The sequence below is a fragment of the uncultured Ralstonia sp. genome, assembly GCA_913056305.1.
Taxonomy (GTDB): Bacteria; Pseudomonadota; Gammaproteobacteria; order Burkholderiales; family Burkholderiaceae; genus Ralstonia.
Genome location: CAJXMR010000023.1, coordinates 1 through 23,844, shown reverse-complemented (window position 1 = coordinate 23,844; position 23,844 = coordinate 1). Strand labels below are relative to the sequence as shown.

General features: G+C 64.7%; 26 protein-coding genes, 2 tRNA genes and 1 pseudogene. 17 read left to right on the top strand and 12 right to left on the bottom strand.

The annotated features are described in order from the left end of the window. The first annotated feature begins 35 nt into the window (after positions 1-35). Together QZ609_RS06415 and QZ609_RS06410 are read left to right on the top strand one after the other, a co-directional pair. A complete protein-coding gene (locus tag QZ609_RS06415) occupies positions 36-1,166 on the top strand; it encodes a hypothetical protein (RefSeq protein WP_295492363.1) in 1,131 nt (376 codons plus the stop codon). After that, a complete protein-coding gene (locus QZ609_RS06410; RefSeq protein ID WP_295492361.1) occupies positions 1,163-2,242 on the top strand; it encodes a DUF2993 domain-containing protein in 1,080 nt (359 codons plus the stop codon). Before QZ609_RS06415 ends, QZ609_RS06410 begins: the two co-directional genes overlap by 4 nt. 13 nt (positions 2,243-2,255) lie before the next feature. On the opposite strand, the gene QZ609_RS06405 is transcribed toward QZ609_RS06410, so the two are convergent. Both QZ609_RS06405 and QZ609_RS06400 read right to left on the bottom strand, forming a co-directional pair. Further along, the gene (locus QZ609_RS06405) at positions 2,256-2,669 is read right to left on the bottom strand and encodes a surface-adhesin E family protein (RefSeq protein ID WP_295492359.1); all 414 of its coding nucleotides are present in this window, start codon (positions 2,667-2,669) and stop codon (positions 2,256-2,258) included. Between the two features lie 158 nt (positions 2,670-2,827). Then, entirely contained in the window at positions 2,828-3,703 is an 876-nt protein-coding gene (locus QZ609_RS06400) for a c-type cytochrome (protein WP_295492357.1), read from the bottom strand. A 344-nt stretch (positions 3,704-4,047) separates the two neighbouring features. Here QZ609_RS06400 and QZ609_RS06395 point away from each other — a divergent pair. Further along, positions 4,048-4,123, top strand: a tRNA-Arg gene (locus QZ609_RS06395). Positions 4,124-4,612: 489 nt separating this feature from the next. Further along, entirely contained in the window at positions 4,613-4,951 is a 339-nt protein-coding gene (locus tag QZ609_RS06390) for a hypothetical protein (protein ID WP_295492355.1), read from the top strand. A gap of 30 nt (positions 4,952-4,981) precedes the next feature. Here the strand turns inward: QZ609_RS06390 and QZ609_RS06385 are convergent, their stop codons facing one another. After that, positions 4,982-5,140 (bottom strand): hypothetical protein, encoded by a 159-nt coding sequence (locus QZ609_RS06385; RefSeq protein WP_295492353.1) that lies wholly within the window; start codon positions 5,138-5,140, stop codon positions 4,982-4,984. Between the two features lie 243 nt (positions 5,141-5,383). Here QZ609_RS06385 and QZ609_RS06380 point away from each other — a divergent pair, with 243 nt between their 5' ends. From QZ609_RS06380 to QZ609_RS06360, 5 genes are all read left to right on the top strand, one after another. Next, positions 5,384-5,569, top strand: a complete 186-nt coding sequence (locus tag QZ609_RS06380; protein ID WP_295492351.1) for a major capsid protein — start codon at positions 5,384-5,386, stop codon at positions 5,567-5,569. A 92-nt stretch (positions 5,570-5,661) separates the two neighbouring features. Continuing rightward, complete coding sequence (locus QZ609_RS06375; protein ID WP_295492349.1) at positions 5,662-5,901, top strand: hypothetical protein; 240 nt, start codon at positions 5,662-5,664, stop codon at positions 5,899-5,901. A 91-nt stretch (positions 5,902-5,992) separates the two neighbouring features. Next, the gene (locus QZ609_RS06370; RefSeq protein WP_295492347.1) at positions 5,993-7,255 is read left to right on the top strand and encodes a virulence factor TspB C-terminal domain-related protein; all 1,263 of its coding nucleotides are present in this window, start codon (positions 5,993-5,995) and stop codon (positions 7,253-7,255) included. Continuing rightward, positions 7,255-7,530: a DUF2523 family protein gene (locus QZ609_RS06365; RefSeq protein ID WP_295492345.1), complete on the top strand. Its 276-nt coding sequence runs from the start codon at positions 7,255-7,257 to the stop codon at positions 7,528-7,530. The genes QZ609_RS06370 and QZ609_RS06365 overlap by 1 nt, the downstream gene beginning before the upstream one ends. Then, positions 7,527-8,705 carry a zonular occludens toxin domain-containing protein gene (locus tag QZ609_RS06360; protein WP_295492343.1) on the top strand — a complete coding sequence of 393 codons (1,179 nt, stop codon included), beginning with the start codon at positions 7,527-7,529 and terminating at the stop codon, positions 8,703-8,705. The genes QZ609_RS06365 and QZ609_RS06360 overlap by 4 nt, the downstream gene beginning before the upstream one ends. Here QZ609_RS06360 and QZ609_RS06355 read toward each other — a convergent pair. Beyond that, positions 8,702-8,998, bottom strand: coding sequence for a hypothetical protein (locus QZ609_RS06355; RefSeq protein WP_295492341.1), 297 nt, complete (start codon positions 8,996-8,998; stop codon positions 8,702-8,704). The two genes, QZ609_RS06360 and QZ609_RS06355, sit on opposite strands and share 4 nt — an antisense overlap. A gap of 616 nt (positions 8,999-9,614) precedes the next feature. Between QZ609_RS06355 and QZ609_RS06350 the strand changes: the two genes are divergently transcribed. Next, positions 9,615-10,640 (top strand): hypothetical protein, encoded by a 1,026-nt coding sequence (locus tag QZ609_RS06350; protein WP_295492339.1) that lies wholly within the window; start codon positions 9,615-9,617, stop codon positions 10,638-10,640. Here the strand turns inward: QZ609_RS06350 and QZ609_RS06345 are convergent. Then, positions 10,637-11,308, bottom strand: a complete 672-nt coding sequence (locus QZ609_RS06345; protein ID WP_295492337.1) for a DUF4124 domain-containing protein — start codon at positions 11,306-11,308, stop codon at positions 10,637-10,639. The two genes, QZ609_RS06350 and QZ609_RS06345, sit on opposite strands and share 4 nt — an antisense overlap. Before the next feature lie 74 nt (positions 11,309-11,382). On the opposite strand from QZ609_RS06345, the gene QZ609_RS06340 reads away from it, so the two are divergent. Next, positions 11,383-12,237, top strand: coding sequence for a site-specific integrase (locus QZ609_RS06340; RefSeq protein ID WP_295492335.1), 855 nt, complete (start codon positions 11,383-11,385; stop codon positions 12,235-12,237). Beyond that, a tRNA-Arg gene (locus QZ609_RS06335) sits at positions 12,206-12,309 on the top strand. The genes QZ609_RS06340 and QZ609_RS06335 overlap by 32 nt, the downstream gene beginning before the upstream one ends. A gap of 11 nt (positions 12,310-12,320) precedes the next feature. On the opposite strand, the gene QZ609_RS06330 is transcribed toward QZ609_RS06335, so the two are convergent. Next, positions 12,321-13,406 (bottom strand): VOC family protein, encoded by a 1,086-nt coding sequence (locus QZ609_RS06330; protein WP_295492333.1) that lies wholly within the window; start codon positions 13,404-13,406, stop codon positions 12,321-12,323. Between the two features lie 460 nt (positions 13,407-13,866). Further along, positions 13,867-14,454: a nuclear transport factor 2 family protein gene (locus QZ609_RS06325; protein WP_295492331.1), complete on the bottom strand. Its 588-nt coding sequence runs from the start codon at positions 14,452-14,454 to the stop codon at positions 13,867-13,869. A gap of 288 nt (positions 14,455-14,742) precedes the next feature. On the opposite strand from QZ609_RS06325, the gene QZ609_RS06320 reads away from it, so the two are divergent. Continuing rightward, a complete protein-coding gene (locus QZ609_RS06320; RefSeq protein WP_295492329.1) occupies positions 14,743-15,054 on the top strand; it encodes a high-potential iron-sulfur protein in 312 nt (103 codons plus the stop codon). Positions 15,055-15,148: 94 nt separating this feature from the next. Continuing rightward, positions 15,149-15,853 (top strand): two-component system response regulator KdpE, encoded by a 705-nt coding sequence (gene kdpE / locus QZ609_RS06315; RefSeq protein ID WP_295492327.1) that lies wholly within the window; start codon positions 15,149-15,151, stop codon positions 15,851-15,853. 165 nt (positions 15,854-16,018) lie between these two features. On the opposite strand, the gene QZ609_RS06310 is transcribed toward kdpE, so the two are convergent. Beyond that, positions 16,019-17,182, bottom strand: a complete 1,164-nt coding sequence (locus tag QZ609_RS06310) for a porin (protein ID WP_295492325.1) — start codon at positions 17,180-17,182, stop codon at positions 16,019-16,021. Positions 17,183-17,672: 490 nt separating this feature from the next. Here QZ609_RS06310 and QZ609_RS06305 point away from each other — a divergent pair, with 490 nt between their 5' ends. Next, positions 17,673-17,957 (top strand): hypothetical protein, encoded by a 285-nt coding sequence (locus QZ609_RS06305; protein WP_295492323.1) that lies wholly within the window; start codon positions 17,673-17,675, stop codon positions 17,955-17,957. 162 nt (positions 17,958-18,119) lie between these two features. Here the strand turns inward: QZ609_RS06305 and QZ609_RS06300 are convergent, their stop codons facing one another. From QZ609_RS06300 to QZ609_RS06295, 3 genes and pseudogenes are all read right to left on the bottom strand, one after another. Then, entirely contained in the window at positions 18,120-19,004 is an 885-nt protein-coding gene (locus QZ609_RS06300) for a porin (RefSeq protein WP_295492321.1), read from the bottom strand. A gap of 52 nt (positions 19,005-19,056) precedes the next feature. Then, positions 19,057-19,116, bottom strand: a pseudogene (locus QZ609_RS26740) (hypothetical protein); the annotation flags it as partial. Between the two features lie 180 nt (positions 19,117-19,296). After that, entirely contained in the window at positions 19,297-20,607 is a 1,311-nt protein-coding gene (locus tag QZ609_RS06295; RefSeq protein WP_295492319.1) for a M20/M25/M40 family metallo-hydrolase, read from the bottom strand. Positions 20,608-20,799: 192 nt separating this feature from the next. Here QZ609_RS06295 and QZ609_RS06290 point away from each other — a divergent pair, with 192 nt between their 5' ends. Both QZ609_RS06290 and QZ609_RS06285 read left to right on the top strand, forming a co-directional pair. Further along, positions 20,800-21,594: a DUF1835 domain-containing protein gene (locus QZ609_RS06290; protein ID WP_295492317.1), complete on the top strand. Its 795-nt coding sequence runs from the start codon at positions 20,800-20,802 to the stop codon at positions 21,592-21,594. Between the two features lie 158 nt (positions 21,595-21,752). Then, a complete protein-coding gene (locus tag QZ609_RS06285; RefSeq protein WP_295492315.1) occupies positions 21,753-22,544 on the top strand; it encodes a cellulose 1,4-beta-cellobiosidase in 792 nt (263 codons plus the stop codon). A gap of 21 nt (positions 22,545-22,565) precedes the next feature. On the opposite strand, the gene QZ609_RS06280 is transcribed toward QZ609_RS06285, so the two are convergent. Further along, on the bottom strand, positions 22,566-23,844 hold a 1,279-nt coding region (locus QZ609_RS06280), incomplete at its 5' end, for an NAD-binding protein (protein WP_295492313.1).

Sequence of the window (23,844 nt, the reverse complement as noted above, 5' to 3'; positions counted from 1 at the left end):
TGGTTTCCGGCCCTCTCACGACGAGGAGACCGTCGATGTGGGACTTGAGGTTGCATCAACGTGGGTGGGCCGTCCGCGCAGCGGGCATCCTGTGTGCGGCGCTGTCGCTGCAGAGCTGCGCGAGCGCCGGTGATGGCGCCTCCGGCGGCATCGAGGCGGCCAAGGCCAGGCAGCTCGAGGAGGCCCGCCATCAGGCGCGCGCGCCATTCTCGGTGGGCGGCATCGGCACGCGCGAGGTGCGCCCCACCACGCTGCGCGACTCCGGCCAGCCGGATGCCATCTCCTACCTGCGCCACGTCGATTTCCGCTTCGACGGCGGCGTCGGCTTCCTGGTCGACCAGCTCGCGCTGCGCATGGTGCCGCGCCAGCCCGGCGACCCGATCTGGCTTGACGACGTGTCCTCCTACGCGCTGCAGCCCGTGTCCGGCACCGTGCGCGTGAGCGCCGACAGCATGGCAGCGCTGTTCAACACCGTCGTCTTCGCGCGCGGGCCGGGCAGCGAGCCGCCCTTGCGGCGCTTCACCTTCGCGCTCGACGACGGCACGCTGACCATGCGCGCCGAGATGCGCCGCCGCGGCGCCTGGGTGCCGATCGAGCTACGCGGCCCGCTCGTCTTGCGTGACCCGCAGACCATCGTTTTCCGCCCCAACGTGGTCAAGGTGCGCAACCAGGATGCCGGCGCGCTGATGGGCGCGGCGCATATCGAACTGGCCGACCTGCTGCCGGTGTCCACGCCAGCGGTGCAGCTCGCCGGCAGCGAGATCGTCATGCAGGTGCCCAAGCTGTTCCCACCGCCGGCGCTCGACCTGAAGCTGTCCGCCATCCGCGTCGCGCGCGACGGGCTGGTCATGCAGATCGGCGACGGCGCTCCGCAGATGCCGCCGCTGGCCAATGCAGCTGACGCACAGCGCCCGTACATCCTCTTTCGCGGCGGCGACATCCGCTTCATGCGCTCGATGCCGATGAATGCGCGCATCGACATCGTCGTTGCCGATCCGTCGCAGCCGTTCATGTTCAACCTGTACCGCTATCGCGAACAGTTGAGCGCCGGCTCGCTGCGCTTCTCGACCGACGGCGGCATCCGCGTGCTGATGCCCTCGTTCGACACGCTTGCCGCGCGCCCTGCCAAGACCACCGTGCAACTCGCCAAGAGGACCGCGCCATGATCGCCCCCGCCCTTGCCCTCGCCGCTTTCTCGTTGCGCCTCGCGCTGCTGACGCTCGGCCTGGCCGGCCTGCTGGCCAGCGCCTTGTGCCGCGCCGCCGAACCGCCCATGGCCGCCGTGCAACGCAAAGACCTGGCCAGCGTACGCCAACAATGGAGCCAGCGCTGCGAGCCGACCGCTGGCGGCACGCGCGTCGCAGGCGACCAGCATGCCGCCGTACGCGACTCCCGCAGCGCGCCGCCCGTGGTGCAGATGCGCAACGTCGATTTCCGCATCACCGGCGACATCGGCTTCCACGTGCATCAGCTCACCGCGCAACTGGTGCCCCACACGCCCGGCCAGCCCGTCGACATGGACGACCCGAGCCAGTTCGACATCCGCATCCTGGGTGGCGAGGTGACGGTGCCCAAGGCCTCGCTCGATGCGCTATTCAACACCTACCTGCTGGACTACGCACCGCGCTCGCTCAATGCGCTGTCGCTCACGCCCGGTGACGGGGTGCTCGACGTGGCGGGCGGGCTCAAACTGCGCAACCACTTCCCGGGCGTGTGGCTGCCCTTCGGCATGCGCGGCACGCTGGCGCTCAAGGAGTCGCGCTACCTCGTCTACACGCCCACCGACCTGGGCGTAATGGGGGTCCAGACGCTGGGGCTGCTCAAATCGATGGGGCTGCAGCTGGCGGGGCTGGCCCCGCTCGATCGCAGCGGCGCCAAGCTCGACGGCGACACCATGGTGCTGGACCAGACCACCGTGTTTCCGCCGCCACGGCTCACGGGCGAGATGAAGACGGCCCGCGTGACGCCGGACGGGCTGGTGCTCGGCTTCGGCCCAGCCGCGCCGATGTGCGCCCCGGCGCCGACCACCGCCGCCAGCCGCATCTGGATCCAGTCGGGCGACCTGAAGATGTACAACGTGCTGGTGACCAACAGCCGCGTGCTGGTCACCGACTCGTCCACGCGCGAGCCGCTACGTTTCGACCTCTACCACTACCGCGAAGCGGCCGCGCGCGGCACCACGCGCATGGACATGGACGGCACCCTGCGCGTCGATCTGGCCCCTGCGCCGGCGGTGCAATAGCCGATACGGCGCCTTATTTCCTGCAGACCGCGCGCAGGATCGCCTCGCCCTCGGAATTGGGCACGACCGCCTCCCAGCGCGGCCCGTCGATGGTCTTGGCCAGCACGGTGCCATGCTGGCTGTCCTCGATCCGCGCGCTGACGGGCAGGATGCGCGCGTTCTTGCAGTCGTACACCGAGGTGCGCGCGTCGTACTGGTACGCCTTGCCGTTCGACAGCTGGCGCGGCGCATCGTAGGCATCGCGCGAGGTGGCGCGCACAGTGCCGTCGGCGCTGCGTTCGAGAGAGTCCTGATCCAGATAGAGCGTGCCGCCGCTGTTGGCCAGCGGGGCGAGCTTTACCCAGTTGTCGGCGGCTTGCGCCGTGGGCGCTGCAACCAGCAGCATTGCGGCCAGGCAGCTGGCCGCCGTGAGTCGTTCATGTCGCATGGGCAACCTCCGTTTGCGTCATCTGGCGCGCGGCGGCTGCGCCGCGCGTCGCACCTCATCCATGGCATAGCAAGCCACGTACCGCACCGTCGTCGCGCGCGAGCGCCAGCAACAAAAAAGCCCGCACACGGCGGGCTTTCCTGGGAGGCGAAGACGACTTACTTGGCGGCAGCGGCCATGTAGTCGACAGCGGCCTTCACGTCGTCGTCGGAGCCGGCATAGGTGCCCTTGGGCGGCATGGCGTTCTTGCCGTGCAGCGCGCTGTTGTACAGCGCAGTCTTGCCGGTTGCGATGCGCGGGGCCCAGGCAGCCTTGTCGCCAAACTTGGGCGCGCCGGCCACACCGGCGCCATGGCACATCTGGCAGGTCGAGTCGTAGACCTTCTTGCCGACGTCGCCGGTGGAGGCCTGCGGCGCGGCGGCTGCGGCCGGAGCAGCGGCGGCAGGTGCGGCCGCTGCCGGAGCGGCCGGCGCTGCGGCTTCCGTTGCCGATGCCGCCGGGGCGGCCGCACCACCCGCCGGCGCAGCCGGTTCCTGGAACTTGGCGCCGCCCGAGTTGGCCATGTAGACGATGGCGCGTTCGAGTTCGTAGTCGCTTACGTCGTCGGGCGAGGTGCCGCCGCGTGCGGGCATGCCGCCCTTGCCGGCCAGTGCCACCTTGGTCAGGCCATCCAGCCCCTGCGGCAGACGCGGGCCCCAGCTGGCGGCATCGCCAAACTTGGGCGCACCGGCAATGCCGGCGGCGTGGCAGGTCGCGCAAACTTCCTTGTAGAGCTGCTCGCCGGTCTTGAAGACGCGCGGCGCATTCGCGTCCTTCAGTTCGAGATGCGCGACCGGCTTGATGCGATCGTTGACGGCCTCTTCCGACATGCCGGAGCTACCCGCGCCTTCCTTGACGCCCAGCCCGACATAGTTGGCCAGCAGGATGATGATGAGAATGGGAACGGCAAAGGCAAAGGCAGCGACCACCGCGATGATCAGCTGCTTGGGGGTCTTGATCAGGGGCTCGTGTTCGTCGTGTTGCGCGTCGCTCATGCTCAACTCTCAGGAGGGTGGAATCGCTCAGGGCGGCCGCCTGAGCGCCACCGGCTGCAATCACGAGCATCGCCGGCAGTGCGTGGGGGCCGCAACGAGGGCAGGATGACCGTGCGATGCCGCCACATGGGCCCGAACAGACCTGTCCCCGTATTTTCTTGACAAATGACGGGCGATTATAGCCGTAATGCCCTGCCGTTTGACACGCGGGTCTGCCCGTAGCGTCACTTTTCGACGCAGGTCAAAAGCATGTCAGAACGGCCGCTGTCTTGGGACGCGATGGACGGTTGCGGGCAAACACGCTATCCTATGCGACTTCTTTTCGGCACGTCCTGTGCCGACGTGCGCCCGTAGCTCAATGGATAGAGTACTGCCCTCCGAAGGCAGGGGTTGCTGGTTCGATCCCAGCCGGGCGCGCCACTTGGGCTTGAGCATTGTTGCCGATGCCTGAGACCACCAATCCCACGGTACCGAGTACTGCCATCGTTGCGATGGATGCTGCGGCGTGCGCCATCGTCGTAAGGAACTTGCGACCCGTCTCACTGCGCTCTGCTTCGATGGCGGCGATTCGGTAGCATAGGTCGCTCGGGTACCCGAGGGCCATTCCAACCTTGACCGTTGCGGCCGGCGTCATTCCGCCTCGCTTCTTCCAGTGGCTTACGGTCGTCTGGTCAACGTCGCATAGCTCTTGGATGCGCTTCTGGCCAGCCGGCTTATTGGCTTCAACAAATTCATTGAAGAAATCAATCGATGTTTTCATGGTCGGCCTTAGTGATTGCCTTGACATGACATATCGCCATGCATACTATCTTTCACATGACATATCGCCATGTTGGCAAGTTGTCATGTAGCTGAACTCTACACCATCCCGGCATCCGCAAGGACCGGCAAATTGATAGGAGCAGTGCCATGCAGAAGAACCGCGTTGTTGTCGACATCCACGCCATCACCGTCCGTGAAGGCACATCGAAGAAGAACGGGCAGCCGTACCACATGGAAGAGTGCGCGTGCATGACGACCACTGAGTACACGACATCTGATGGTCAGGTCATGAGCGAGACGATGCCCGGCATGGTGATGCTGCCGAAGCATCTGAACGGCAAGGTTCGCCCGGGTAAGTTCGAAGCGACGATTGGCCTTGGTCAGTTCGAAGGCAAGTTGACGTTGCGCGTGGTCGATCTGGTTCCCGTTGAGCAGCAGGTTCGTCCGCCCGCGAACGCACCGAAGGCGCAGGCTGCTGCGCTGTAATCGAGAGTCCGCTGCGGCGGGCTTTTTCAGTTAACGGGGGATGCGATGCGCGATCACAGGCAGCTTGACCTTTTCGGCGGTGCTGGCCATCGGCACGGTGCGCAGATTCGTCGCGTGGTGCTTGCGCTGGTCGCTTCGATCGAAGCGTGTTGGAACAAGCCTGCGGCGCAGCGCCTTCGCGTTCTTCACTGCAACGCAGTGGGCATCAAGCGTATTCGGAGGTCGTGATGCTGCTCCCCTTTCTCTCCTACATCGGCTGCCGTTGGGCAGCGCGCCGTTTGGATCGCAAGCGCTTCGCTGGCCCGTATATGACCGCCGCCAAGCGTTCGCGACGCCTGCGTGCTCTTGCCGATTGGCTTCGTCTCTAAGTTCCCTGGTCGTCGCGGTGAGCAACGCGGCGGCTTTTCTCAACCTCTCGATATGGAGGAAACCATGCTCAAGAAAATCGCTGTTGGTCTGGCTTCGCTGGGCGGTGCTGTTGCCGCGAATGCTGCCGTCGATCCGTCCGTTACCACGGCCCTGACCGGCGCTGGTACGGATGCCGCAACCGTGGGCGCTGCGGTGCTCGTGGTGATCGTCGGCATCTTCGCGTTCAAGATGTTGCGCAAGGCGCTGTAATGGCCTCGGGGGCGCTGGTTGGCGCTCGTTGCTTCTCCTCCAACGCGGAAGCGACGGACGCGGTGTATAGCGCGGCCCCGATCGGTCAAAGCGTGGGACAGACGACCTACGTATCGGAGTTTGTGCAGTCCTCCGGTGCGTGGGTCGTTCGTCGTTCTGTTATCGCGCAAGACGGCGCTGTGACGCAGTTGGCGGATGCTGCCGCGCCTTCGCTGTCGTTCCCGGTGTGCGACACGACTGCGCAGTTCACGGACGGCATGACCGTTGGCTGGGGCGTTGTGGCGGCGATGGTGGCCGCGTGGGCGGTGGTGGCGTTGCGTAGGGGGCTGTGATGCTCGCAACTGATTTCTGGACCTGGGCAGGGTTCTTGGCGGTGGTCCTTCCGGCCGCCGTTATTTTTTTCTCGAGCGGTGGGGGTGAGTGATGCGGTTGATGCTCGCTGTATTTGCGTTAGTGGTGACGTTTAATAGCGCGTTTGCTTCGACGATTCCGGTCTACCCGGTGCCGCCGATCGGCACGGTTTCGGGCGGTTGGGCTACGGTTGGTGCGACCACGATCAACGGTGGGGCGGCAGCTGTGGAGATGGAGGCTCGCGTCGCTGGTGTTGTTGCGAAGATTCCGGCGACTGCGCGGCTCGGTTCGACTGCGGCGAGCGTTGGGCTGGCGGCGATCCGCTTGAATCCCGTTGGCCTTGCGACCAGCGCCATCCTGCAATACCTGTTGCAGGCTGGGATTCAGCAGTGCTTGCAGCCTGGTGGGTGGTGTGCTCCTGCTACCAGTCCGCATGCGAGTGATCCGGGCTTTGACGGTTTTCAGTACTTGGTCGACAACGGGAATGGGGTTGGAGATAGTCCCGGTGCTGCTGTGACCTCGGCGGGCTATACGTTCGTTGGTATCGTTGGCCCGTGTTCTGGTGGTGGCTGTGTGTATGTCTCGGTGAAGAATCCAGCCGCGCCTCAATACGGCACCTATACGGTGACGGTGTTTCAGGGTGGCTGTGTGGCTGGCTACGTGTATTCCTCTGGTACGGGTACGTGCGGGCCTAACCCTAATGCACCCGCGACGCAGGCCGCGAATGACGCCAATTGGAACAAGGCGTTGATCTATCCGATGCCCGACCAGGTGGCGACTGATCTGTCGGCGGCGAAGGTGCCGTTGCCTGTCACGTTAGCGCCCTCTCCTACGCCGATCACGATCAACTTGAGTGACCCATATGTGGACCCTATCACGGGGAAGCGCTATCGCGATGTGGCTGTCGTCACGCCTAATGCAGATGGCAAGACGGCGACGCTCAACGTGGTTAAACAGGAGGTCGATGCCAACGGCAATACCGCCACGCAGACCAACGCGAGCGGGGTGGTGGTCAATACGGCCCCTGAGAAGCAGGACGACCCGTGTACAGGGCACGAAACGCGCATGGGCTGTGCCGAGGAGGGGCAGATTCCCGATGCGCCCGACCTGAAGGAACAGCAGATCAATGTTGCGATTACGCCTGATGGTGGTTGGGGGCCGGATAACGCGTCCTGTCCAGCTGATGTTCCGTTTACGGTGATGGGCCGTAGCTTCGCGATCAGTTGGGCGCCGGTGTGTAGCTTCGGTTCGATGATTCGCCCCTTGGTGATCGCTATGGGGTGGCTGGCGGCTGCGTTCATCGTGGTCGGCGCAAAGCAAGGCGGGGGTGAGTGATGCCGATTGCTGCTTTTCTGATGGCCCTGATTGGGCCGCTTGCCCGCCAGTTGCTGGTCTCTATCGGTATCGGGTTGGTTACGTTTGTCGGGCTCGATGCGGCGGTCGGTGCCGCGTTTTCCGCCGCTAAGGGCTCGCTCGGTGGGCTGACTGGCTCGGTTGCTTCGGTGTTGGCGATCTCGGGATTTTTCACGGCGCTGAGCGTGATTGCGGGCGGTATCGTCGCGCGCATTTCGCTGATGACGTTGAAGCGGTTCGGGAGGGTCACGGGATGAGTGCGACGCAACCTATCACGCTGATTACCGCTACGCCTGGCGGTGGCAAGACCGCGTTGGCGGTACAGATGATGGCTGAGGCGGTGAAGCAAGGCCGACCGCTGTTCATGCAGGGCATTCCGGAGTTGCGTTTGCCCTATATCCCGCTTCCGCCGGTTGCGGAATGGACGGAGATGCGTGTCGATCCTGAGGACCCCGATCAGCGTTCGCTGCCCTACTTCACGTTTCCTGAGAAGTCGCTCATCGTCATCGATGAGGCGCAGCGCATCTTTCGTGTGCGGTCGGCGGCTAGCAACGTGCCGAATCACGTCGCCGCGTTTGAGACGGTGCGGCATACGGGTGTCACGTTTCTGCTGATCACGCAGTCACCGGGCTTTCTCGATTCGCACATTCGCAAGCTGGTGGGTCAGCATGTTCACTTGCGCGATGTCGGTTTGCTCGGGCGCTGGTGGTACGAATGGCCAGAGGTCGGCAATCCCGAGGCCTTCAAGTCCGCGCCGATCAAAAAGAAGTGGTCGCTGCCGAAATCGTCATTCGGGCTGTACAAGTCCGCCAGCCTGCATATCAAGCGCAAGTACAGCATCCCGCCTGCGATGGTTGTGATGATTGGCGCGATCATGCTTGCGGTGCTGGCGATCTGGCGCGTCTATCACCAGGTCGAAAAGAAGGTGCATCCCGATGCTGACGTTTCTGCAAAGGCTGGCGCGCCGGGCGCGGCCAGCGCTCCTGTGGCTTCTTCTGCTGCTACCGGTGTTCGCTCTGCTGATCCAGCGGAGCAGCTTGCGGCCTTTTTTCCAGTGGTGCCGGGTCATCCTGAGAGTGCTCCTGCATATAGCGCGCTGAGAGAGGTCAAGGCGATGCCGCGTGTTGTTGGCGCGGTGTGCATGGGCGATAGGTGCCGTGCGTATACGCAACAGGGCACCGATTCGGGCCTCGATCAAATGCAGTCGCGTCAGTGGCTTGCGAATCGGCCGTTCGATCCGTATCAGGAAGTCGCGCCGGTGGCGTCTGCGGATGCGGCGCGCGATCAAGTTCTAGCGTCTGGAGTCGATTCGTCGCGTGAGCCGGTGCCAGCAGCGGCGGTTGTGCGTGATGGTGCTGCGGAGTGGTCCGGTTATGGTGGTGACGGGTTGATTCGTCATCCGAAGCCGGTGCAGTCCATCGCGCGTAATTAGCGCTTTCGTAGTGCTGTTGATCGCAGCAGGCCTTGCATTAGATGCCCGTCGTAGTCCATCACGCGGGCAACTAGAGCGCGGAACGTGCGGCAGACGAATTGCTTGCCATCGGGGCGAGTCCAGATGAAGTGCGAGGCGGCGCGGATGAGGCGGCGGATCGGCAGGCGTAGCGTGAGTTGCTGCCACGGGCGGAACGGAAGCTTGCCGCGCTTGATGGTGCGACGGCGCGGCAGTGCAAACCACAGAGGCATGGTGCAGAGGCCGCCGATCAGGGTGAAGGAAAGCTGTTCCATGGTTTTGCCTTTCAAAGTTACCGGGCCGCTAGATTCTGAGTCCCGGCGTCTTTCTCTCGGTGAGCCTGCGAGGGCTGCTGTTGTCACCGTTCCGCTGAGTTCGTCGTCCCGCGAACATGAGAGCGGCGGCTCTGTGGGACGTGGAATAAATGGAGGGGACCCGCCTCCGTTTGTTTGGAGGTGGGGAGGTAGCCGTTTATGCCGCGAAAGCCCACAGAGCCGACGCTATGTTCGCGAAAGGGACGACGAACTTAGCGGAACGGTGACAACCCTGCTGGGCGAGCTGAGAGGCCGCGCGGCGAGCGCCTCTAGGCCGAAGGCCTCAATCTGGTCTTTGGATGCGTCGGGCGGGCCGTTAGCGCGTTTTGTAGAGGTGGGTGGTAGGTGGGGATGGGCAGACGCTTCGCGCGACACGCGTGACGGAGCGCAGCGACGGCAGGCGGGGCGCGCGAAGCGCGCCCCTAGACTTGAATCACTAACACTTGAGAACCGAGCCAGCAAATACAAGGCTCTGCGGGTAGTGGACCAACATTGAAGGGTCCAAAAAAGAAAGCCCCGGCGAGGTCTGCAAACCTCCCAGGGCGTGTGCACAACCGGAAACGTTCAGGCATCGGTCATGCTGCAAACCACAATAGCACAAAGCTATGACAATCGTCAGTTCCATTTGTCGGCAGAGCAACTGCAACAAATGGGCGTCAAGGATTCCGACCTTTCGGCCCTCGCGTATCAACAACGCAAGCGTGATTTGCGTGAACAGGCGGGCTTTGGCGAAGAGTCCATCCGTGATGACATCATCGTCCGTGTGCGGCGCTGGCCGGATGGGCAACGCGAGGTAGTCGGCTATCCGGTTCGTCGTCACTACGGCAACCCGTTTGAAGGGAAATTCGGCATCGTCGTGCCGAAGCCGAAATCGGAGCGTGGCAAGTCAGAGGATCAGGAAAAGTCGATGGCGAGCGCTATGCAGCGTGCGCGGCGCAAGGTGCGCGAGTTGGCTAAAACCGCTCGTCTCGATCATCTGCTGACGTTGACGTATCGCGGCCTCATGGCTGATCGTGAGCGCGCTGCGAGGGACTGGAAAGCCTTCGTGCGTCGCGTTCGCAAAGACTCCCGGCTGGTGCGCGAGGGCGATGCGTTTCACTTCGTTGCCGTGATCGAACACCACAAGAGCGGAGGCATCCATATCCATGTCGGCGTGCGCGGTTGGCGTGATGCGATTGCGCTACGCGACGCATGGCATGCGGTGGTCGGCAAGGGTAACGGCAACGTCGATATTCAGGGGCCGAAGAGCAAGGGCCGTAGGCGCATTGTGGGTGTCCATCGCGTTGCTGCGTACCTGAGCAAGTACATCACCAAAGGAACGCAGCACAAGCTCAATGAGCGGCGTTACTGGTCATCCAAGGGTATCGAGATTCCGGAGCGGGAGACCATTGGGCAGTTTCGCTCTGAGGATGATGAAGGCTCGTTTCGCGCTGGCATGGATGCGACGATGCGCTATCTGGTGGAGAGCGGCGCGAATTGGCAGGGGATGAGCACCTACGTGTCGCATGGTCGTAAGTGCTTCTGGTTCTCGCTGGCGGAGGATGGCTTTGAGCTTGACCCTCCGGAGGTGATTGACGACGATGATCCGCCGTCTTTGCATTAGCAGTGCAGTTGGTTCATCTGGCTGCGGATGCCGTTCATCTGTTCTCGCCACGGACTAGTTTGTTGATACGTCAGCGGCATTCGCTGGATGCTGAGCAGGTTGCTGCGTAGCTGATTGCACTGTGTGTTTGTCGCATTGGTCTGCGCCTGTAGTGCGCTTTGTTCAGCGGCAATGTCGCGGTCACGCTGGGCCATACGTGCATCCCACTGACGTGCTAGCTCTGCGTTCGGGTCAACGTGCTGCGATGGTGGTTGTGTTTGCGCTGGCGGTTCTGGTTGGGTGGTGATGATGCGGACAGGCTCGGGGCACGGCGTTTTGGAGTACGTTGTTTGGCCGTGGTCCTCGCACTTGTAAAGCACGATTTCTGGTTGCGGTTGTCGAACCGGTTGTGCCGGTCGCTGCGGGGTGTTTTCGACGATAGGCGGCGCGGGCTGAATTGGTGCGCTCGGGGCCGGTACCTTGAAGCTCATGATGTATCTGACGCCGATGTACACCGCAAGAAAGAACGTGGCCCAGCACGCCAGCGTTAGCGTCCAGTGCATGCCGGGTTTCTTGGGTGTGGGCGTGTTCGGCTTGCCGTACCAGCGGTTGTATTCCCTTTGCCAGTCAGGATTGATTGGCTTCTGTTTTTTACGGTCGTGGTACCAATTGCGATCTTCTACCCCCATGTTTCTCCCCTGCCGTGGCGGCCTGTTAATTGCAGCGGTAAACTACACCAAAGATAATGCAGCAGGCGGGGAGTATGACGTTTGAGGATGTCATTGGCATCTATATGTCGTCGGTCGTGCATCGTAGTAGACAACGCGATTATTATTCGCTTCAGCGATTACAACCCCACTTTGGTGGGATGCTGATAGTTGATCTAAAGCGGGCGCACGTGCGCGCTTACGTCGAGCGTCGTGTTGTGGATGGCGTCAAGCCTGCCACCGTGAATCGTGAGCTGAAGCTGTTGTCGGCGGCGATCAACTACGTGCGTATCGAGCATGATCGCCCTGATCTCGCCAATCCCGCGCTACGCCTTGGTATTGGCGAATCAGAGGGTCGTGTACGCTGGATTTCTACGGTAGAGGCGTCGGCATTATGTGAGGCTGCTGAACGTTACGCACGTCGCCCTCACCTTCCCGCGTTCATTCGACTAGCACTGAATACAGGATGCCGGAAATCAGAGTTAATTAAACTGGAATGGGCGCGAGTCAGCCTGGATCGACGGCTGTTGACGCTACACGCGGAGCACACAAAGTCCGGGCGGCGGCGGTCGGTTCCGCTCAATGATGCTGCCGTCGATGCATTGCGGGATCTGTTGGCGTGGCGTGGCAGCCATGCGCCGGGCAGTCCGTGGGTTTTCGCCACCCAGGATGGGCGGCGGATCACAACGTTTCAGACGGGGTTTTCGGCGGCGTGCCGGAGGGCGGGGATCGTGGATTTCCGTATCCACGATATGCGGCATACCTGCGCTAGTTGGCTTGTGATGGCAGGTACGCCGTTGCAGACGGTTAGAGATTTGCTAGGGCACTCGTCGGTGACGGTAACAGAGCGCTATGCGCATCTTGCACCAGAGCAGTTACGCGGCGCAGTGCAGCGGATACTGCCATTCTGAGTCGTCGTCGGCGCAGAGAGTACTGCCCTCCGAAGGCAGGGGTTGCTGGTTCGATCCCAGCCGGGCGCGCCACCCTCACATGGCTAGGCCGTAGCGTTGCCTGCGGCCGTCAGCACCGCCAGATTCCCTTCCCCAAACCCGTGGTGCCCGCGCCGCTGGACGATCTCAAAAAAGATCTCGCCCGGATGCCGCCTGACGAAGGTCTGCAGGAACAGCTTGGGCACGCCGTCCAGGATCTCCCCGTCGACGAGGATGCCGTAGCGCTGCAGCGCGTCGAGGTCCAGCCCGTGGCCGGGCAGGCGCGCGTCGACGGTGTCGTAATAGCGCGGCGGCGGCTCGACGAAGATGAGGCCGTTGGCGGCCAGCGCGGCGGCCGTGCGCAGGATGTCGTCGGTGGCCAGCGCGATGTGCTGCACGCCCTCGCCGGGGTGGTCGGGCAGGTAGGCATGCATCAGGTGGGCGCGGTGCGTGCCCTCTTCATAAAGGGGGATGCGGATGGTGCCGCACGACGACACCATCACCCGCGAATCCGCCGCCACGTGCCAGTTGGTGTGCAGCTCGTGAATCTCGCGAAAGCCGAGCTGGTTTCGGTAGAAATCGATCCAGTCCTGCAGCCGGCCGGCGCCAACGGTCTGCGTGAGGTGGTCGACCCGCGCCAGGCCGGCGCCGGCGTGGTGCCAGTCTTCGTGTGCGGTGGCCGGGTCGAGCGGGCGGAAGTCGATGTCGTAGATCGAGATATCGCCCAGGCCGCCACGGGCGCCGTGCTTGCCGCGCCAGCGGTCGACGAAGTACAGGTGCGTGTCGCCCACGCCCTGGATGGCGGGGATCACCAACTCAGCCGGGCCGATCGGCTCGCCCTCGGCCGGCCACGCGCCCAGCTCGACGGCGCGGTCGTAGGCGCGTTGCGCATCGCCCACGCGGATGCCGATCGCGCAGATACCCACGCCGTATTCCTCGGCCCAGCGATGCGCGAACGAATCGGCTTCCGTGTTGACGAGGAAGTTCATATCGCCCTGCCGGTACAGCGTGACCTCCTTGCTGACATGCCGCGCAATGGCCTTGAAGCCGAGCGCCGTGAGCATCCGCGCAAGCCCGGCCGGGTCTTGCGTGGCGAACTCGACGAACTCCAGGCCGGCGGTCTTGAACGGCAGGTCGGCATCGCGGCCCATGCGTGAACTCCTGTGGCGGTGACTCGGGACTAGGACACCACGCTTTGTACCACGGGCACGTGCGCGCGCGTGTCGCGACCTGTGACCAAGATCGCGAGCGCGCCGAGCCCAGGCTGGCCTTGCGGATGCCTCACCCACGCGGCATCTCCGCCGCGATGAAGCCATGATGGCGGTGTCGAGGCCGCCCCCGCGCGATCACGCAAAAGCCGAGCGCACCCGCGGTGCGAAGCGGCCGAACGGCCGCGCATCGGCGCGCGCACGAACGTCGATCGAGGGCGCGCCGGTCATGCGCAGGTGTCCTGTCGTTGTGACCGGGAGCTTAGAGGCCGTGACGCACCGGAACAATCGCAGCCGTGCGTGCGTCGCGCGATGATCGTTCGATCTTGAGCGTCAATCGCACGAAATCAGGGTTATCACGATGGTCAGGCCGACGCTGCCACCGGCACGGCAACGGCCGCACTCAGTCCCGCGCCGGCTCGCCGAAGGGAGCGAGCCAGCGTAGGCCGGCATCCTCCGCCGCCAGCCGCGCCACCGTCGTGCGCAGCACCGCGGCATCCACCCACGGATACGGCAACGCCTGCTGGATGGCCGCGCATCCGGCATCGGCACGCGCGTTGTCGATGACGTCCATGCGCGCGATATGGATGTGCAGCGCGCTCACGCGCCAATCCTTGCCCGCGCGAGCGAACGTCCAGCGGTAGACGCCATGGCCAACGCGCAGCGCCCCCGTGCTCCGCTCCTGCATCACCACCAGCCACGGCATCGGCGCCAGGGCGACCGGCATGTCGCCCCGTTCTGGCGCGTCGGGCAAGTCGCCACGCCGCGTGACGTAGTACGTCCGGCAACGGCGGTACTGCTGGCCGAAGTCGGTCACCAGCGTCTTGGCGATGGCGGCGGCGCCGTCGGTCTGCGGCGGGAAGGCGATGTTCTGCGTGGCGAGCGAAAAGGTCAGCCGTGCATCGGGCGCGAAGACGCCGTCGATCACGTGCGGCAAATTGTCATCCTTGGCGTGCAGATAGCCTTCCAGCAGGCGGGCAAAGTCGGTCATGGCGGGGTTGGGGGGCGGTCTCGATTGGCGCGTAATCTATCAGCCACGCAGGCTCCATTCACCCATGCCCCTACCAGGGCTACGGCCAGCCGAAGTGAGCAATTGCTGCACCCAGGTATGGAGAACATTGACGCTGCGCAGATGCCGCAGGGCCGCCGGTGTGCCAGAATGCACCTGCGGAAAAGCGGCGCGCCGACGCCGTCCGCTGTCCCCTAGGGCGCACCCGATTCTCTGGAACGGGCAACGCAGAGGACGCCACACAACACACTCCCACAAAAGGAATCAGCAATGTCCAATCGTCGTCAATTCCTGAAGAGCATTCCGATCGTGGCCGCTGCGGGCGCCGTCGGCATGTCGGGCCTGGCACGCGCGGCCAACCCGATGGTCTCGGAAAAGGACCCGCAAGCCGTCGCCCTCGGCTACGTGGCCGATACCACCAAGGCAGACAAGGCCAAGTATCCGAAGCACGCAGCCGACCAGCACTGCGGCAACTGCGCGCTCTACCAGGGTGGCGCGGCGGCCCAGGGCGGCTGCCCGCTGTTTGCCGGCAAGGACGTCGCCAACAAGGGCTGGTGCAGCGCCTGGGCCAAGAAGGCCTAAGCGCCCCCTAGCCTCACCATGACAAACGGACCCTTCGGGGTCCGTTGTCTTTTGGGGCGTCAGCAATCGGCAATCGGCGGTCGGCAGGTTTACAATGCGCGCCATGGCATTCACCTTCACCCCTACCGTCCTGGTCATCGACGACGAACCGCACATCCGGCGCTTCGTGCGTGCCGCACTGGAAGCGGAGGGCTGCGAAGTGTTCGAGGCCGACCGCGTGGATCGGGGCCTGATCGAGGCCGGCACCCGTCAGCCCGATGCCGTGATCCTCGACCTCGGCCTGCCCGACGGCGACGGCATGTCGCTGATCCGCGACCTGCGCACCTGGACGGAAGTGCCGGTGCTGGTGCTCTCGGCCCGCGTGGACGAGCAGGACAAGATCGCCGCGCTCGATGCCGGCGCCGATGACTACCTGACCAAACCCTTCGGCGTGGGCGAACTGATCGCGCGCCTGCGCGTGCTGCTGCGCCGCCATGCCAAACGCGGCGAAGACGGCGGCAGCGTCATCAGCTTCGGTGATGTACAGGTCGACCTGGCGCGCCGCCTGGTCAGCCGCAATGGCGAACCGGTACACCTCACCCCCATCGAATACCGTCTGCTGGCCGTGCTGCTCGGCCGGCGCGGCACGGTCATGACGCACCGCGAGCTGCTGCGCGAAGTCTGGGGGCCGGCGCATTCGGACAGCAGCCACTACCTGCGCATCTACATGGGCCACCTGCGCCACAAGCTCGAGCGCGATCCCGCGCGACCCGAGCATCTGCTCACCGAAGTCGGCGTCGGCTACCGCTTCGCGGCGTAAGCCCCTCGCATTGTTCCTGGATGCCGGCCGCGCGCGACGCGGCCGTTGCAGTCATATTCCGCGCGGATTACAGATCCGACGCCCAGCTGCGGCGACTGCTGGCACCCACAAAGAAAAAGGCGCCCGAAGGCGCCTTTTCCATTCCCAATCGAGTGACAGCGTCGATTAGAAGATGTGGCGGATACCCACGCCAGCGCCAACTTGGTTGGTCTTGGCGTTCTGGCCGTTGGCCGTGCCGCCCGCCATTTCGGGGACAGCAGCATCCTTGGCCTTGTCGTAGGCAACCGTGCCATACACTTGGGTGCGCTTGGACAGCGCGTACTCAGCCAGCAGCACGCCGGTGTAGCGCTTGCCGGTGTCGCCTGCGATCAGCGCAGCGTTGCTGATGCTGTCGTAGTAGAACGCGCCCGTCAGTGCCAGCGCCGGGGTGACTTGGTACGTCACGCCGCCCAGGCCAACGTGGTCACGACGCTTGGTTGCGCCCGGCACTGCGCCCGCGCCCAGTGCTGCAGCGGTGAACGGCGCCTGCGCGTCGTTCGTATTCAAACCAAGGGTAGCGCGGTCGCCAGCGCAACCGCCATAGCCGAAGCCCGCGTTCGTGCAGCCGGTGCCGTCGCTGCTGTCGATATAGCCGGCGAACAGCTTGACCGGGCCGACGGTGTAGTTACCGCCCAGACCCCACACCTTCTGCTTGTTGCCGGCAGTGGTGGAATCTTGCTGTTGCTGGTAGAAGGCGCCGATCATGGCCGGGCCGAATTCGTACGACACGGCACCGCCCAGGTAGCGGTTGTCGGCCGTGCTGCCGGCGGCTTGGCCGAAGCCGTAGCCCAGGCCAACGTACAGGCCGTTCCACTTGCCTTCGTACTTCAGCATGTTCGACACGCGCAGGCCGGTGATGCCGTAGTACACCCACGAGTTCTCGAGGTAGTTACCCACGCCCAGCGGGTCGAAGTTGCCGCCCATCGAGAAGCCGAAGTTGTACTGGCGGCCAGCCGTCAGCGTGCCATAGTCCTTGTTGGACAGGCCCACGAACGATTGACGGTTGAACAGGCCACCGCCGTTAGCGCGACCGGTTTGCGGGTCAAAACCGCTTTCCAGCACGAACAGAGCCTTGTTGCCGCCGCCCAGGTCTTCCGAGCCCTTCAGGCCCCAACGGCTGTTGGACACCGCACCGTTGTCCATCTGCAGCAGGCTGTTGCCGTTGGCATTGGCGTTGGTGGTGTAGTGAATGGTGGTATCGACAATACCGTACAGCGTCACGCTCGATTGGGCGTAGGCCGAACCTGCGAACAGGGCGCCGACTGCAACCAGAATGGCAGACTTTTTCATGTGGGCTCGTAATAAAAAGAGTTGTCTCAACACCCGCCCCCGTGTGCATGAGGGTGGGCTCCTCCAGATTTCCTTACTTCCGTGTCGGAAGTGCCGCGCAAATTTAACAAAAGCCCTTAGCCCGGGCAAAGCAATTCACAGAATCCACCGCCCAAGTGTGGTACGCACGCATCGCTCTTGATGCGACGCACCAAAGCGGCCTCCGGCAAGGCTTGCCGGCTCGTCGTGCCCTGCTGTGGTGCATCAATATTGACGGCGCTGTTTGAAACAGGATCTTGATTAGGCAAAAAGGCGTAGCGATTGCCTAAGCACCAACTTGCCGGATGGGTCACCCACGCCGGCTTGCATCATTTCGGCGCCCACAACAAACCGTTCGTCGCACCGCCGTGGATACCGTGGGGCAGCTCGCCTACGCTTCAGGCCGTGGCAGGACATGACAAGACCACGCACCCAAAACAGCACCGAAAATCAGTTGAAGAAGGAGTTCGCCATGCGACTCAAGCACATTGGTATTGCCGCGCTGGTGGCAGCAGGCGCCCTTGCGGCGGGCAGCGCATGGGCGCAGGCCAGCCGTATCGAAGTGTTCGGCCAGGCCGCGCGGGACTCGCGTTTTGATGTCTACAGCGATGGCGCCCGCTCCGGACGCTTCGACACCTACACCGAAGGCGCGCGCAGCAGCCGGTTCGATCCGTACACCGAAGGCATGCGCAGCGACCCGGCCGGCCGCGCCCGCGAAGGCGGCGGCACGGTCTACGGCTATCCGGTGCCGAACTGATCGGTTGATCGGCACCCTGGTTCCGGGCCGGTCTCCAGGCATCCTCCATTTCCCGCCTTTGGCCCTCTCGAGCCCCGCTGGCATCGCGCCGCGCGGGGCTTTTTCATGCCCGCCGCAAGCGCGCGACGGTGTCTTATATAGAGGGCTGGCGCGCCGACGGTCTCAGAACGTATGCGACATACCGGCGCCGATGCGGCGGATATCGGACACACGCGCCCCTTTCTGCACCCCACCACTGACATAGAGCGTGCTGCGTTTGGAGAGCGCGTAGTCCGCGCCAAGGCTGGCGTAGTCGGTCAGGCCGTCGGCGCCATAGCCCTGGAAGTCGCGGCCGATGCCGGCCTTGAGCGTGACCGCACCGCTGAGGTTCCATGCTGCGCCCAGCGTGGCCGCCGTGCGGCGGGCAGTGGCGTCGCCCAGGAATGTCTGGCTGGCGGCGGACAAGCGTGTCTGACTGTACGAGCCCATCACCTTGACGGCGCCAACGTCATAGGTGACGCCGGCAAACCAGGTGTTGTCGCGTGCGGAATTGCGCTCGGCGGTAAGCATGCCGGACCATGGGCCCGCGTCGTAATTGAGCGAGGCGGCAACGGGGCGGACCTGGTCAACGTTGCCGAACACGTCTGGCGCAGTGTGCTTGTCCACACCCACGCTGGCGTGGGCATGCCAGCCCTGCCATGTAGGCGAGTCATAGAACAGGCCATTGTTCAGGCGTGAGACGTCACCGAAGGCGCCGTTGTTGTAAGGATCGGTGCGATAGGACGGGTGGAACACATACCACGCAATCGAGCTGACGATCTGGTAGTTGGCCCACGGATCGTAGCGCTCGTCGAACACCCACATGGGCGTCATGCCGCGGCCGGCGCGCAGCGACCCGAATGGGCCAGCGATGCCGACGGTCGATTCGCCGTAGAACAAGGGCGACGCGCCGTTCGGACTCTGGCGGCCATCCCCCAGGTTGAACCGGTTGGTGAGATTGAAGACGGCAGCCCAGCCCAGCCCAGCCCAGCCCAGCCCAGCCCTGGCCAAGGCCAAGGCCAAGGCCATCAAGATCCTCGCGCCCCTTGAGCGTGATGGAGCTGGGCTGGATGGAGCCGACCGCGGTCGGCCGGTCGCTCATGTGGTACACGCCGGCATCGATGAAACCGGATACCGACACGCCGGACTCGGCCAGCGCGGGAGACGACAACAGGGCGAACAGCGCCCCCGCGCGTACGGCGGGGTAACGAAAGAGATAACGCGACACGGGACGGAGCGGATCGGTGGAAAACCGATCAAGCTACCGTCCCGTGTCGCCGCGATGGGTGGAATGTTGTCACCCCACCCGCACGCCGAGGTGTTACTTGGTCACGCCCACGCGGTCGCGTGACACATCCATCACCATGCGCGTGAGCAGGTACAGACGCGGCACGATGGAGTTCAGGTCGACGTATTCCGCATCGTTCGAGTGCGCGCCAAAGCTCGCCAGGCCGAAGCGTTCGATGACCGGCGCCTGGGTCTTGGACGCTGCAAATGCGGCGTCCGTCCCACCGCCTTCGGCCTTGTCGTCGATCTCAAGCGTCTTGCCGAGTTCGCCATAGATCTTCTGGGCGTGCTCGGCCAGCGCGCGCGACGCGGGCGTCGCTTCCAGCGGCGGGCGGCGGCGCTCGAACTTGGCCGTCACCTGCGCATCCGGGATCAGCTTGTTCTTGATGCGCTCGCCCACCATCTGCTCCAGCTTGTCGGCGTCGGCCGCGCGCAGCAGGCGCACGTCGGCCTGGGCGCTGGCCACGGCCGGGATCACGTTGCGGTTGGTACCCGCCTGGGCGACCGTCCAGTTGACCTTCAGGCCGGTCTGCGGGTTGGACAGGTCGCGCATCTGCAGCACCTGGTGCGACAGTTCATACAGCGCGTTGCGGCCCTGCTCCGGGGCGCCGCCGGCGTGCGAGGCCTTGCCCTTCACATCCAGCAGGATGGCGCCGATGCCGCTGGTGGCCAGCGACAGCTTGTCGGCGTTCACGCGGGTGCCTTCGCAGGAGAACACGGCGTCCTGCTCGGCGCCCAGCTTGGCCTGCATGGCGCGCGCGCCCGGCGAGCTGATCTCCTCATCGCCGTTGATCAGCACGGTGAGCGTGCCATATTGCTTAAAACCCACCGCCTGCAGGATCGCCACGGTGTGCAGGATGACCGCCACGCCATTCTTGTCGTCGGCGATGCCCAGACCGTAGGCGCGCTCACCGTCGATGCGGAACGGCTGCTGCGCGAGCATGCCCTTCAGGTACACCGTGTCCATGTGCGCGATCAGCATGATGTTGCGCTTGCCGTCGCCCTTGAAGCGCGCCAGCACCATCTTGCCGATCTTCTCGGGCGTGTCGGCCATGCGGTAGGCGTGCTCGCTCGGGTCGACCAGCTTGACGTCGCCGCCGAGCAGGCGCAGGCGATCGGCAATCACGCCGGCGATCTTGTCCAGGCCCTCGATGTCCTTGCTGCCGGATTCGATCGAGACCAGCGTCTTCATGGTGTCGATCAGCGCCGGCTTCTCCTGCTGGGCGCGCTTGTAGATCTCGGCGGGCGGCACGGCGGCCGCCTGCCCCGAGGCCAGCGCGCCCGCGGCCAGCAGCAGCGCCAACATGGCCGGGCGCATGCCCCGCGCGATCGACATGGTCTTCATGAATGGTTCCTCACCGACTCGTTCCGGTTCGTTATGGTTTGCAACAAAGGCGCGATTTTCGCACGGGTGCCTGAGCGTTGCCTGGGGCGCCATTCCCCCTACGGATGGGACCTCTGACGCCGCGCAAAGGAATATCGGCAGACCTGCGCAAAACGAGAGCACGCCGATGACACTGTCGCTACAATTGCCGCCATGCAATACATCCATGTCGTCAACGGCGATGTTGCCGGCGCCACGCTCAAGCAGGCGCTCGCACAGGCTGGCCGCCCCGATTCCGTTGTGGTCTTGCGCGACGATCTCGCCGTCGGGCCGCTGGCCGACGTCGACGGCGCCGCCATGGCGCGTTCGGGCTTCTGGCAGCGCGTCGCCCCCAACAGCAAGATCGACTTTGCCGCCGAGATGCACGACGCGCTGGCGTCGCTTGCCGATCTGCGCGATCAGACCACGGAGGTCGCGCTCTGGCATGGGCAGAGCGCGTCGGACCAGCTGATGCTGCGCCGGGTGGCCTTCCACCTGTGCCAGTCGCCGCAGCGGATCAACGAAATCGGCATGGACATGCGCGAGCTGGAGATGCCCGGCAGCCAGGGGGCGCTCACCACCATCGGCATGTATCCGGGGGCGCGGCTGGCGCGGCGCTTCTCCACCATCGCCCCGGTCTCGGTGCTGCGCATCGGGCGCCTGGCCTACGAGTGGCAGCAGACCGTGCGCGAGAACGCCGACGTGCGGCTGTGGAAAGGCAATACGCTGGTGCCGGTGTCGTACGCCACCGTCGACGAGGTGATCCTCGAACACGTGCCGACCGACTGGGCCAGCGCCCGTGACGTGGTCGCCAGCATCATGGGCGCCATCGACGGGCTGCTCGCCAGCGATTGGTTCGTCTTCTGGCGCTGCCGTGAACTGGTCGGCAACGGCCAGTTGCTGCTGCGCGGCGAGTCCGATTCGCTGGCCACCTGCGAGCTGCGCCGCAATGTGAGCGTGGCGGTTTAAGAACGGCGGCATCCTGCCGTTGTGCCAGTCAGTCGGGGAGCGCCAGGTGCGCTCCTTTTTTCTTCACACCGTCTTCGCAGTGTGTGCCTTCAGGCCGCCCCCGCCGCGGCCGTCAATCCGGGAGCAGGACCAACCACGCCAATTCCCGGGGGCACACCGTGACGATCTCTTCCATCAGCAGCAGCGCGCTCTATACGACGAGCGCAGTCTCGTCGACCAGTACGAGCGCGACCAGCTCCACCGACGACGCCACCAGCACCACGCCGGTGCGCCGCCATCGGCACGGCGGCGGTGGCGACTTCATGCAGGCGATCGAGCAGGCCCTCAGCCAGCTCGGCCTGTCGGGCACCTCGTCCACCAGTGGCAGCAGTTCCACCTCGTCAACCGACTCGACCGGCGCAGCGAGCGCAACAAGCGCAACGGGCAGCACCACCTCCACCAGCGCCGCCAACGGATCGATGCCGCCGCCCGATGGCGATATGCCGCCGCCCCCGCCGCCCGATGACAGCGGCAACTCGACCGTCGGCCAGGACATGCGCAAGCTCACGCACGACCTGTTCTCGGCACTGAAGAGCGCCAGCAGCAGTGACAGCACCTCGAGCGCCAGCACCAGCAGCACGTCCAGCTCGAGCAACACGTCCGGCTACGGCTCGGACCTGGCATCGGGCCTGCAGAGCCTGATCTCGCAACTGAACAGCGGGAACACGTCGTCCAACAGCGCGCTGTCGACGCTGCAGTCGGACTTCCAGAAGCTGGTGAGCGACGCGCAAGGCACTTCGAGCGGTAGCACGAGCACGACCAGCACGACCGCCAGCGCTTCGTCGACCAGCGCTTCGTCGAGCACCAGTTCGGTGACGCTGCAGGATTTCCTGCAAAAGCTGTCGCAAAGCCTGGGCGGCCAGTCGGCGGCTTCGGTCGCGGTCGGCAGCAACGTCAGCGTCTACAGCTGACGCGGCACGCAGCCGCAGTCATCAATCTTCGCGGCGGATGCCGGCGCGCTCCGGGCAGTCGATGGGCTGGCCGGGGTCGATCTCGTCGGTGGGCTCGGGCTCGGCGGGCGCTTGCAGCGTGGCGCTGTGCGCATCGCCCTCGCCCCATGGCATGCCGGATTCGCGCAGGCGCTTGCGCTGGGTGCGGTCGCGCTGGAACATCTCGGCCAGCTCGTCGCGCCCTTGCTGGGCGAGCGAGACCAGCTTCTTCTGGTCGCGGTAGACCGGGTAGACCTGGTCCATCGAATTGAGCGTGTGGCGGCGGAAGGTCTGGGCGATGCGGTGCGCCTCGTAGGGCTCCTTGCCCAGCCCTTCCAGCACGCGCCGACCAAGCAACAGCGAGCCCTCGAACATCTCGCGCTCGATCACCTCGACACCGCGATCGCGCAGCTGGTAGACGTGCGACACGTTGCGCGCCCGCACGTACAGCTTCAGGTGCGGGAAGCGCTCGCGCACGCGGTCGACGATCTCCAGGCTGGTCTCCATGTCGTCGATGGCGACCACCATCATGCGGGCGGTATCGGCGCCGGCGGTCTCGAGCAGGTCCATGCGAGTGGCGTCGCCATAGAAGACCTTGAAGCCGAAGCGGCGCAGCATGTCGACCTGGTCGGGATCATGGTCGAGCACGGTGGCGCTATAGCCCTGGCTGTACAGCATGCGGCCGACGATCTGCCCGAAGCGGCCGAAGCCGGCGATGATGACAGCGTTGTCCTGCGGCGCGATGGCATCGGGCGCGCGCCGCTTGCCCACCGTCAGGCGCGACACCAGGATCTTGTCGTGGAACAGCAGCAATAGCGGCGTCGCCGCCATCGACAAGGCCACCACCAGGTTGAGCGTGGCGGCCGTCTCGGCGCCCAGCACCTCGCCCGCCACGCTGGGCCCGAACACCACGAAGGCGAACTCGCCGCCCTGCGACAGCAGGAAGGCAAACAGCCAGGCCTGCCCACGGGCGATGCCGAAGCGCGTCGCCAGCAGGCGCAGCGCGCCGATCTTCACCACCAGAAACACCACCACCAGCACCGCCACCGCCAGCGGCTGGCGCATCAGCACGCCAAAGTCGATCGACATGCCGACGGCCAGGAAGAACAGCCCGAGCAGCAGGCCCTTGAACGGCTCGATGTCGGTTTCCAGCGCGTGGCGGTATTCGGAGTCGGCCAGCAGCACGCCGGCAATGAAGGCACCGAGCGCCATCGACAGGCCCACGCTGTGCATCAGCAGCGCAATGCCCACCACCAGCAGCAGCGAGAACGAGGTGAACATC

What these genes read in the sequence shown, in the direction of transcription:
- QZ609_RS06340 (WP_295492335.1), top strand. Translation starts at nt 11,383, where the DNA reads ATGACGTTTGAGGATGTCATTGGCATCTATATGTCGTCGGTCGTGCAT.
- QZ609_RS06360 (WP_295492343.1), top strand. Translation starts at nt 7,527, where the DNA reads ATGAGTGCGACGCAACCTATCACGCTGATTACCGCTACGCCTGGCGGT.
- QZ609_RS06410 (WP_295492361.1), top strand. Translation starts at nt 1,163, where the DNA reads ATGATCGCCCCCGCCCTTGCCCTCGCCGCTTTCTCGTTGCGCCTCGCG.
- QZ609_RS06355 (WP_295492341.1), bottom strand. Translation starts at nt 8,998, where the DNA reads ATGGAACAGCTTTCCTTCACCCTGATCGGCGGCCTCTGCACCATGCCT.
- QZ609_RS06345 (WP_295492337.1), bottom strand. Translation starts at nt 11,308, where the DNA reads ATGGGGGTAGAAGATCGCAATTGGTACCACGACCGTAAAAAACAGAAG.
- QZ609_RS06325 (WP_295492331.1), bottom strand. Translation starts at nt 14,454, where the DNA reads ATGACCGACTTTGCCCGCCTGCTGGAAGGCTATCTGCACGCCAAGGAT.
- QZ609_RS06415 (WP_295492363.1), top strand. Translation starts at nt 36, where the DNA reads ATGTGGGACTTGAGGTTGCATCAACGTGGGTGGGCCGTCCGCGCAGCG.
- QZ609_RS06290 (WP_295492317.1), top strand. Translation starts at nt 20,800, where the DNA reads ATGCAATACATCCATGTCGTCAACGGCGATGTTGCCGGCGCCACGCTC.
- QZ609_RS06365 (WP_295492345.1), top strand. Translation starts at nt 7,255, where the DNA reads ATGCCGATTGCTGCTTTTCTGATGGCCCTGATTGGGCCGCTTGCCCGC.
- QZ609_RS06405 (WP_295492359.1), bottom strand. Translation starts at nt 2,669, where the DNA reads ATGCGACATGAACGACTCACGGCGGCCAGCTGCCTGGCCGCAATGCTG.
- QZ609_RS06380 (WP_295492351.1), top strand. Translation starts at nt 5,384, where the DNA reads ATGCTCAAGAAAATCGCTGTTGGTCTGGCTTCGCTGGGCGGTGCTGTT.
- QZ609_RS06320 (WP_295492329.1), top strand. Translation starts at nt 14,743, where the DNA reads ATGTCCAATCGTCGTCAATTCCTGAAGAGCATTCCGATCGTGGCCGCT.
- QZ609_RS06370 (WP_295492347.1), top strand. Translation starts at nt 5,993, where the DNA reads ATGCGGTTGATGCTCGCTGTATTTGCGTTAGTGGTGACGTTTAATAGC.
- QZ609_RS06300 (WP_295492321.1), bottom strand. Translation starts at nt 19,004, where the DNA reads ATGGCCTTGGCCTTGGCCTTGGCCAGGGCTGGGCTGGGCTGGGCTGGG.
- kdpE (WP_295492327.1), top strand. Translation starts at nt 15,149, where the DNA reads ATGCGCGCCATGGCATTCACCTTCACCCCTACCGTCCTGGTCATCGAC.
- QZ609_RS06390 (WP_295492355.1), top strand. Translation starts at nt 4,613, where the DNA reads ATGCAGAAGAACCGCGTTGTTGTCGACATCCACGCCATCACCGTCCGT.
- QZ609_RS06305 (WP_295492323.1), top strand. Translation starts at nt 17,673, where the DNA reads ATGCGACTCAAGCACATTGGTATTGCCGCGCTGGTGGCAGCAGGCGCC.
- QZ609_RS06350 (WP_295492339.1), top strand. Translation starts at nt 9,615, where the DNA reads ATGCTGCAAACCACAATAGCACAAAGCTATGACAATCGTCAGTTCCAT.
- QZ609_RS06295 (WP_295492319.1), bottom strand. Translation starts at nt 20,607, where the DNA reads ATGAAGACCATGTCGATCGCGCGGGGCATGCGCCCGGCCATGTTGGCG.
- QZ609_RS06400 (WP_295492357.1), bottom strand. Translation starts at nt 3,703, where the DNA reads ATGAGCGACGCGCAACACGACGAACACGAGCCCCTGATCAAGACCCCC.
- QZ609_RS06330 (WP_295492333.1), bottom strand. Translation starts at nt 13,406, where the DNA reads ATGGGCCGCGATGCCGACCTGCCGTTCAAGACCGCCGGCCTGGAGTTC.
- QZ609_RS06310 (WP_295492325.1), bottom strand. Translation starts at nt 17,182, where the DNA reads ATGAAAAAGTCTGCCATTCTGGTTGCAGTCGGCGCCCTGTTCGCAGGT.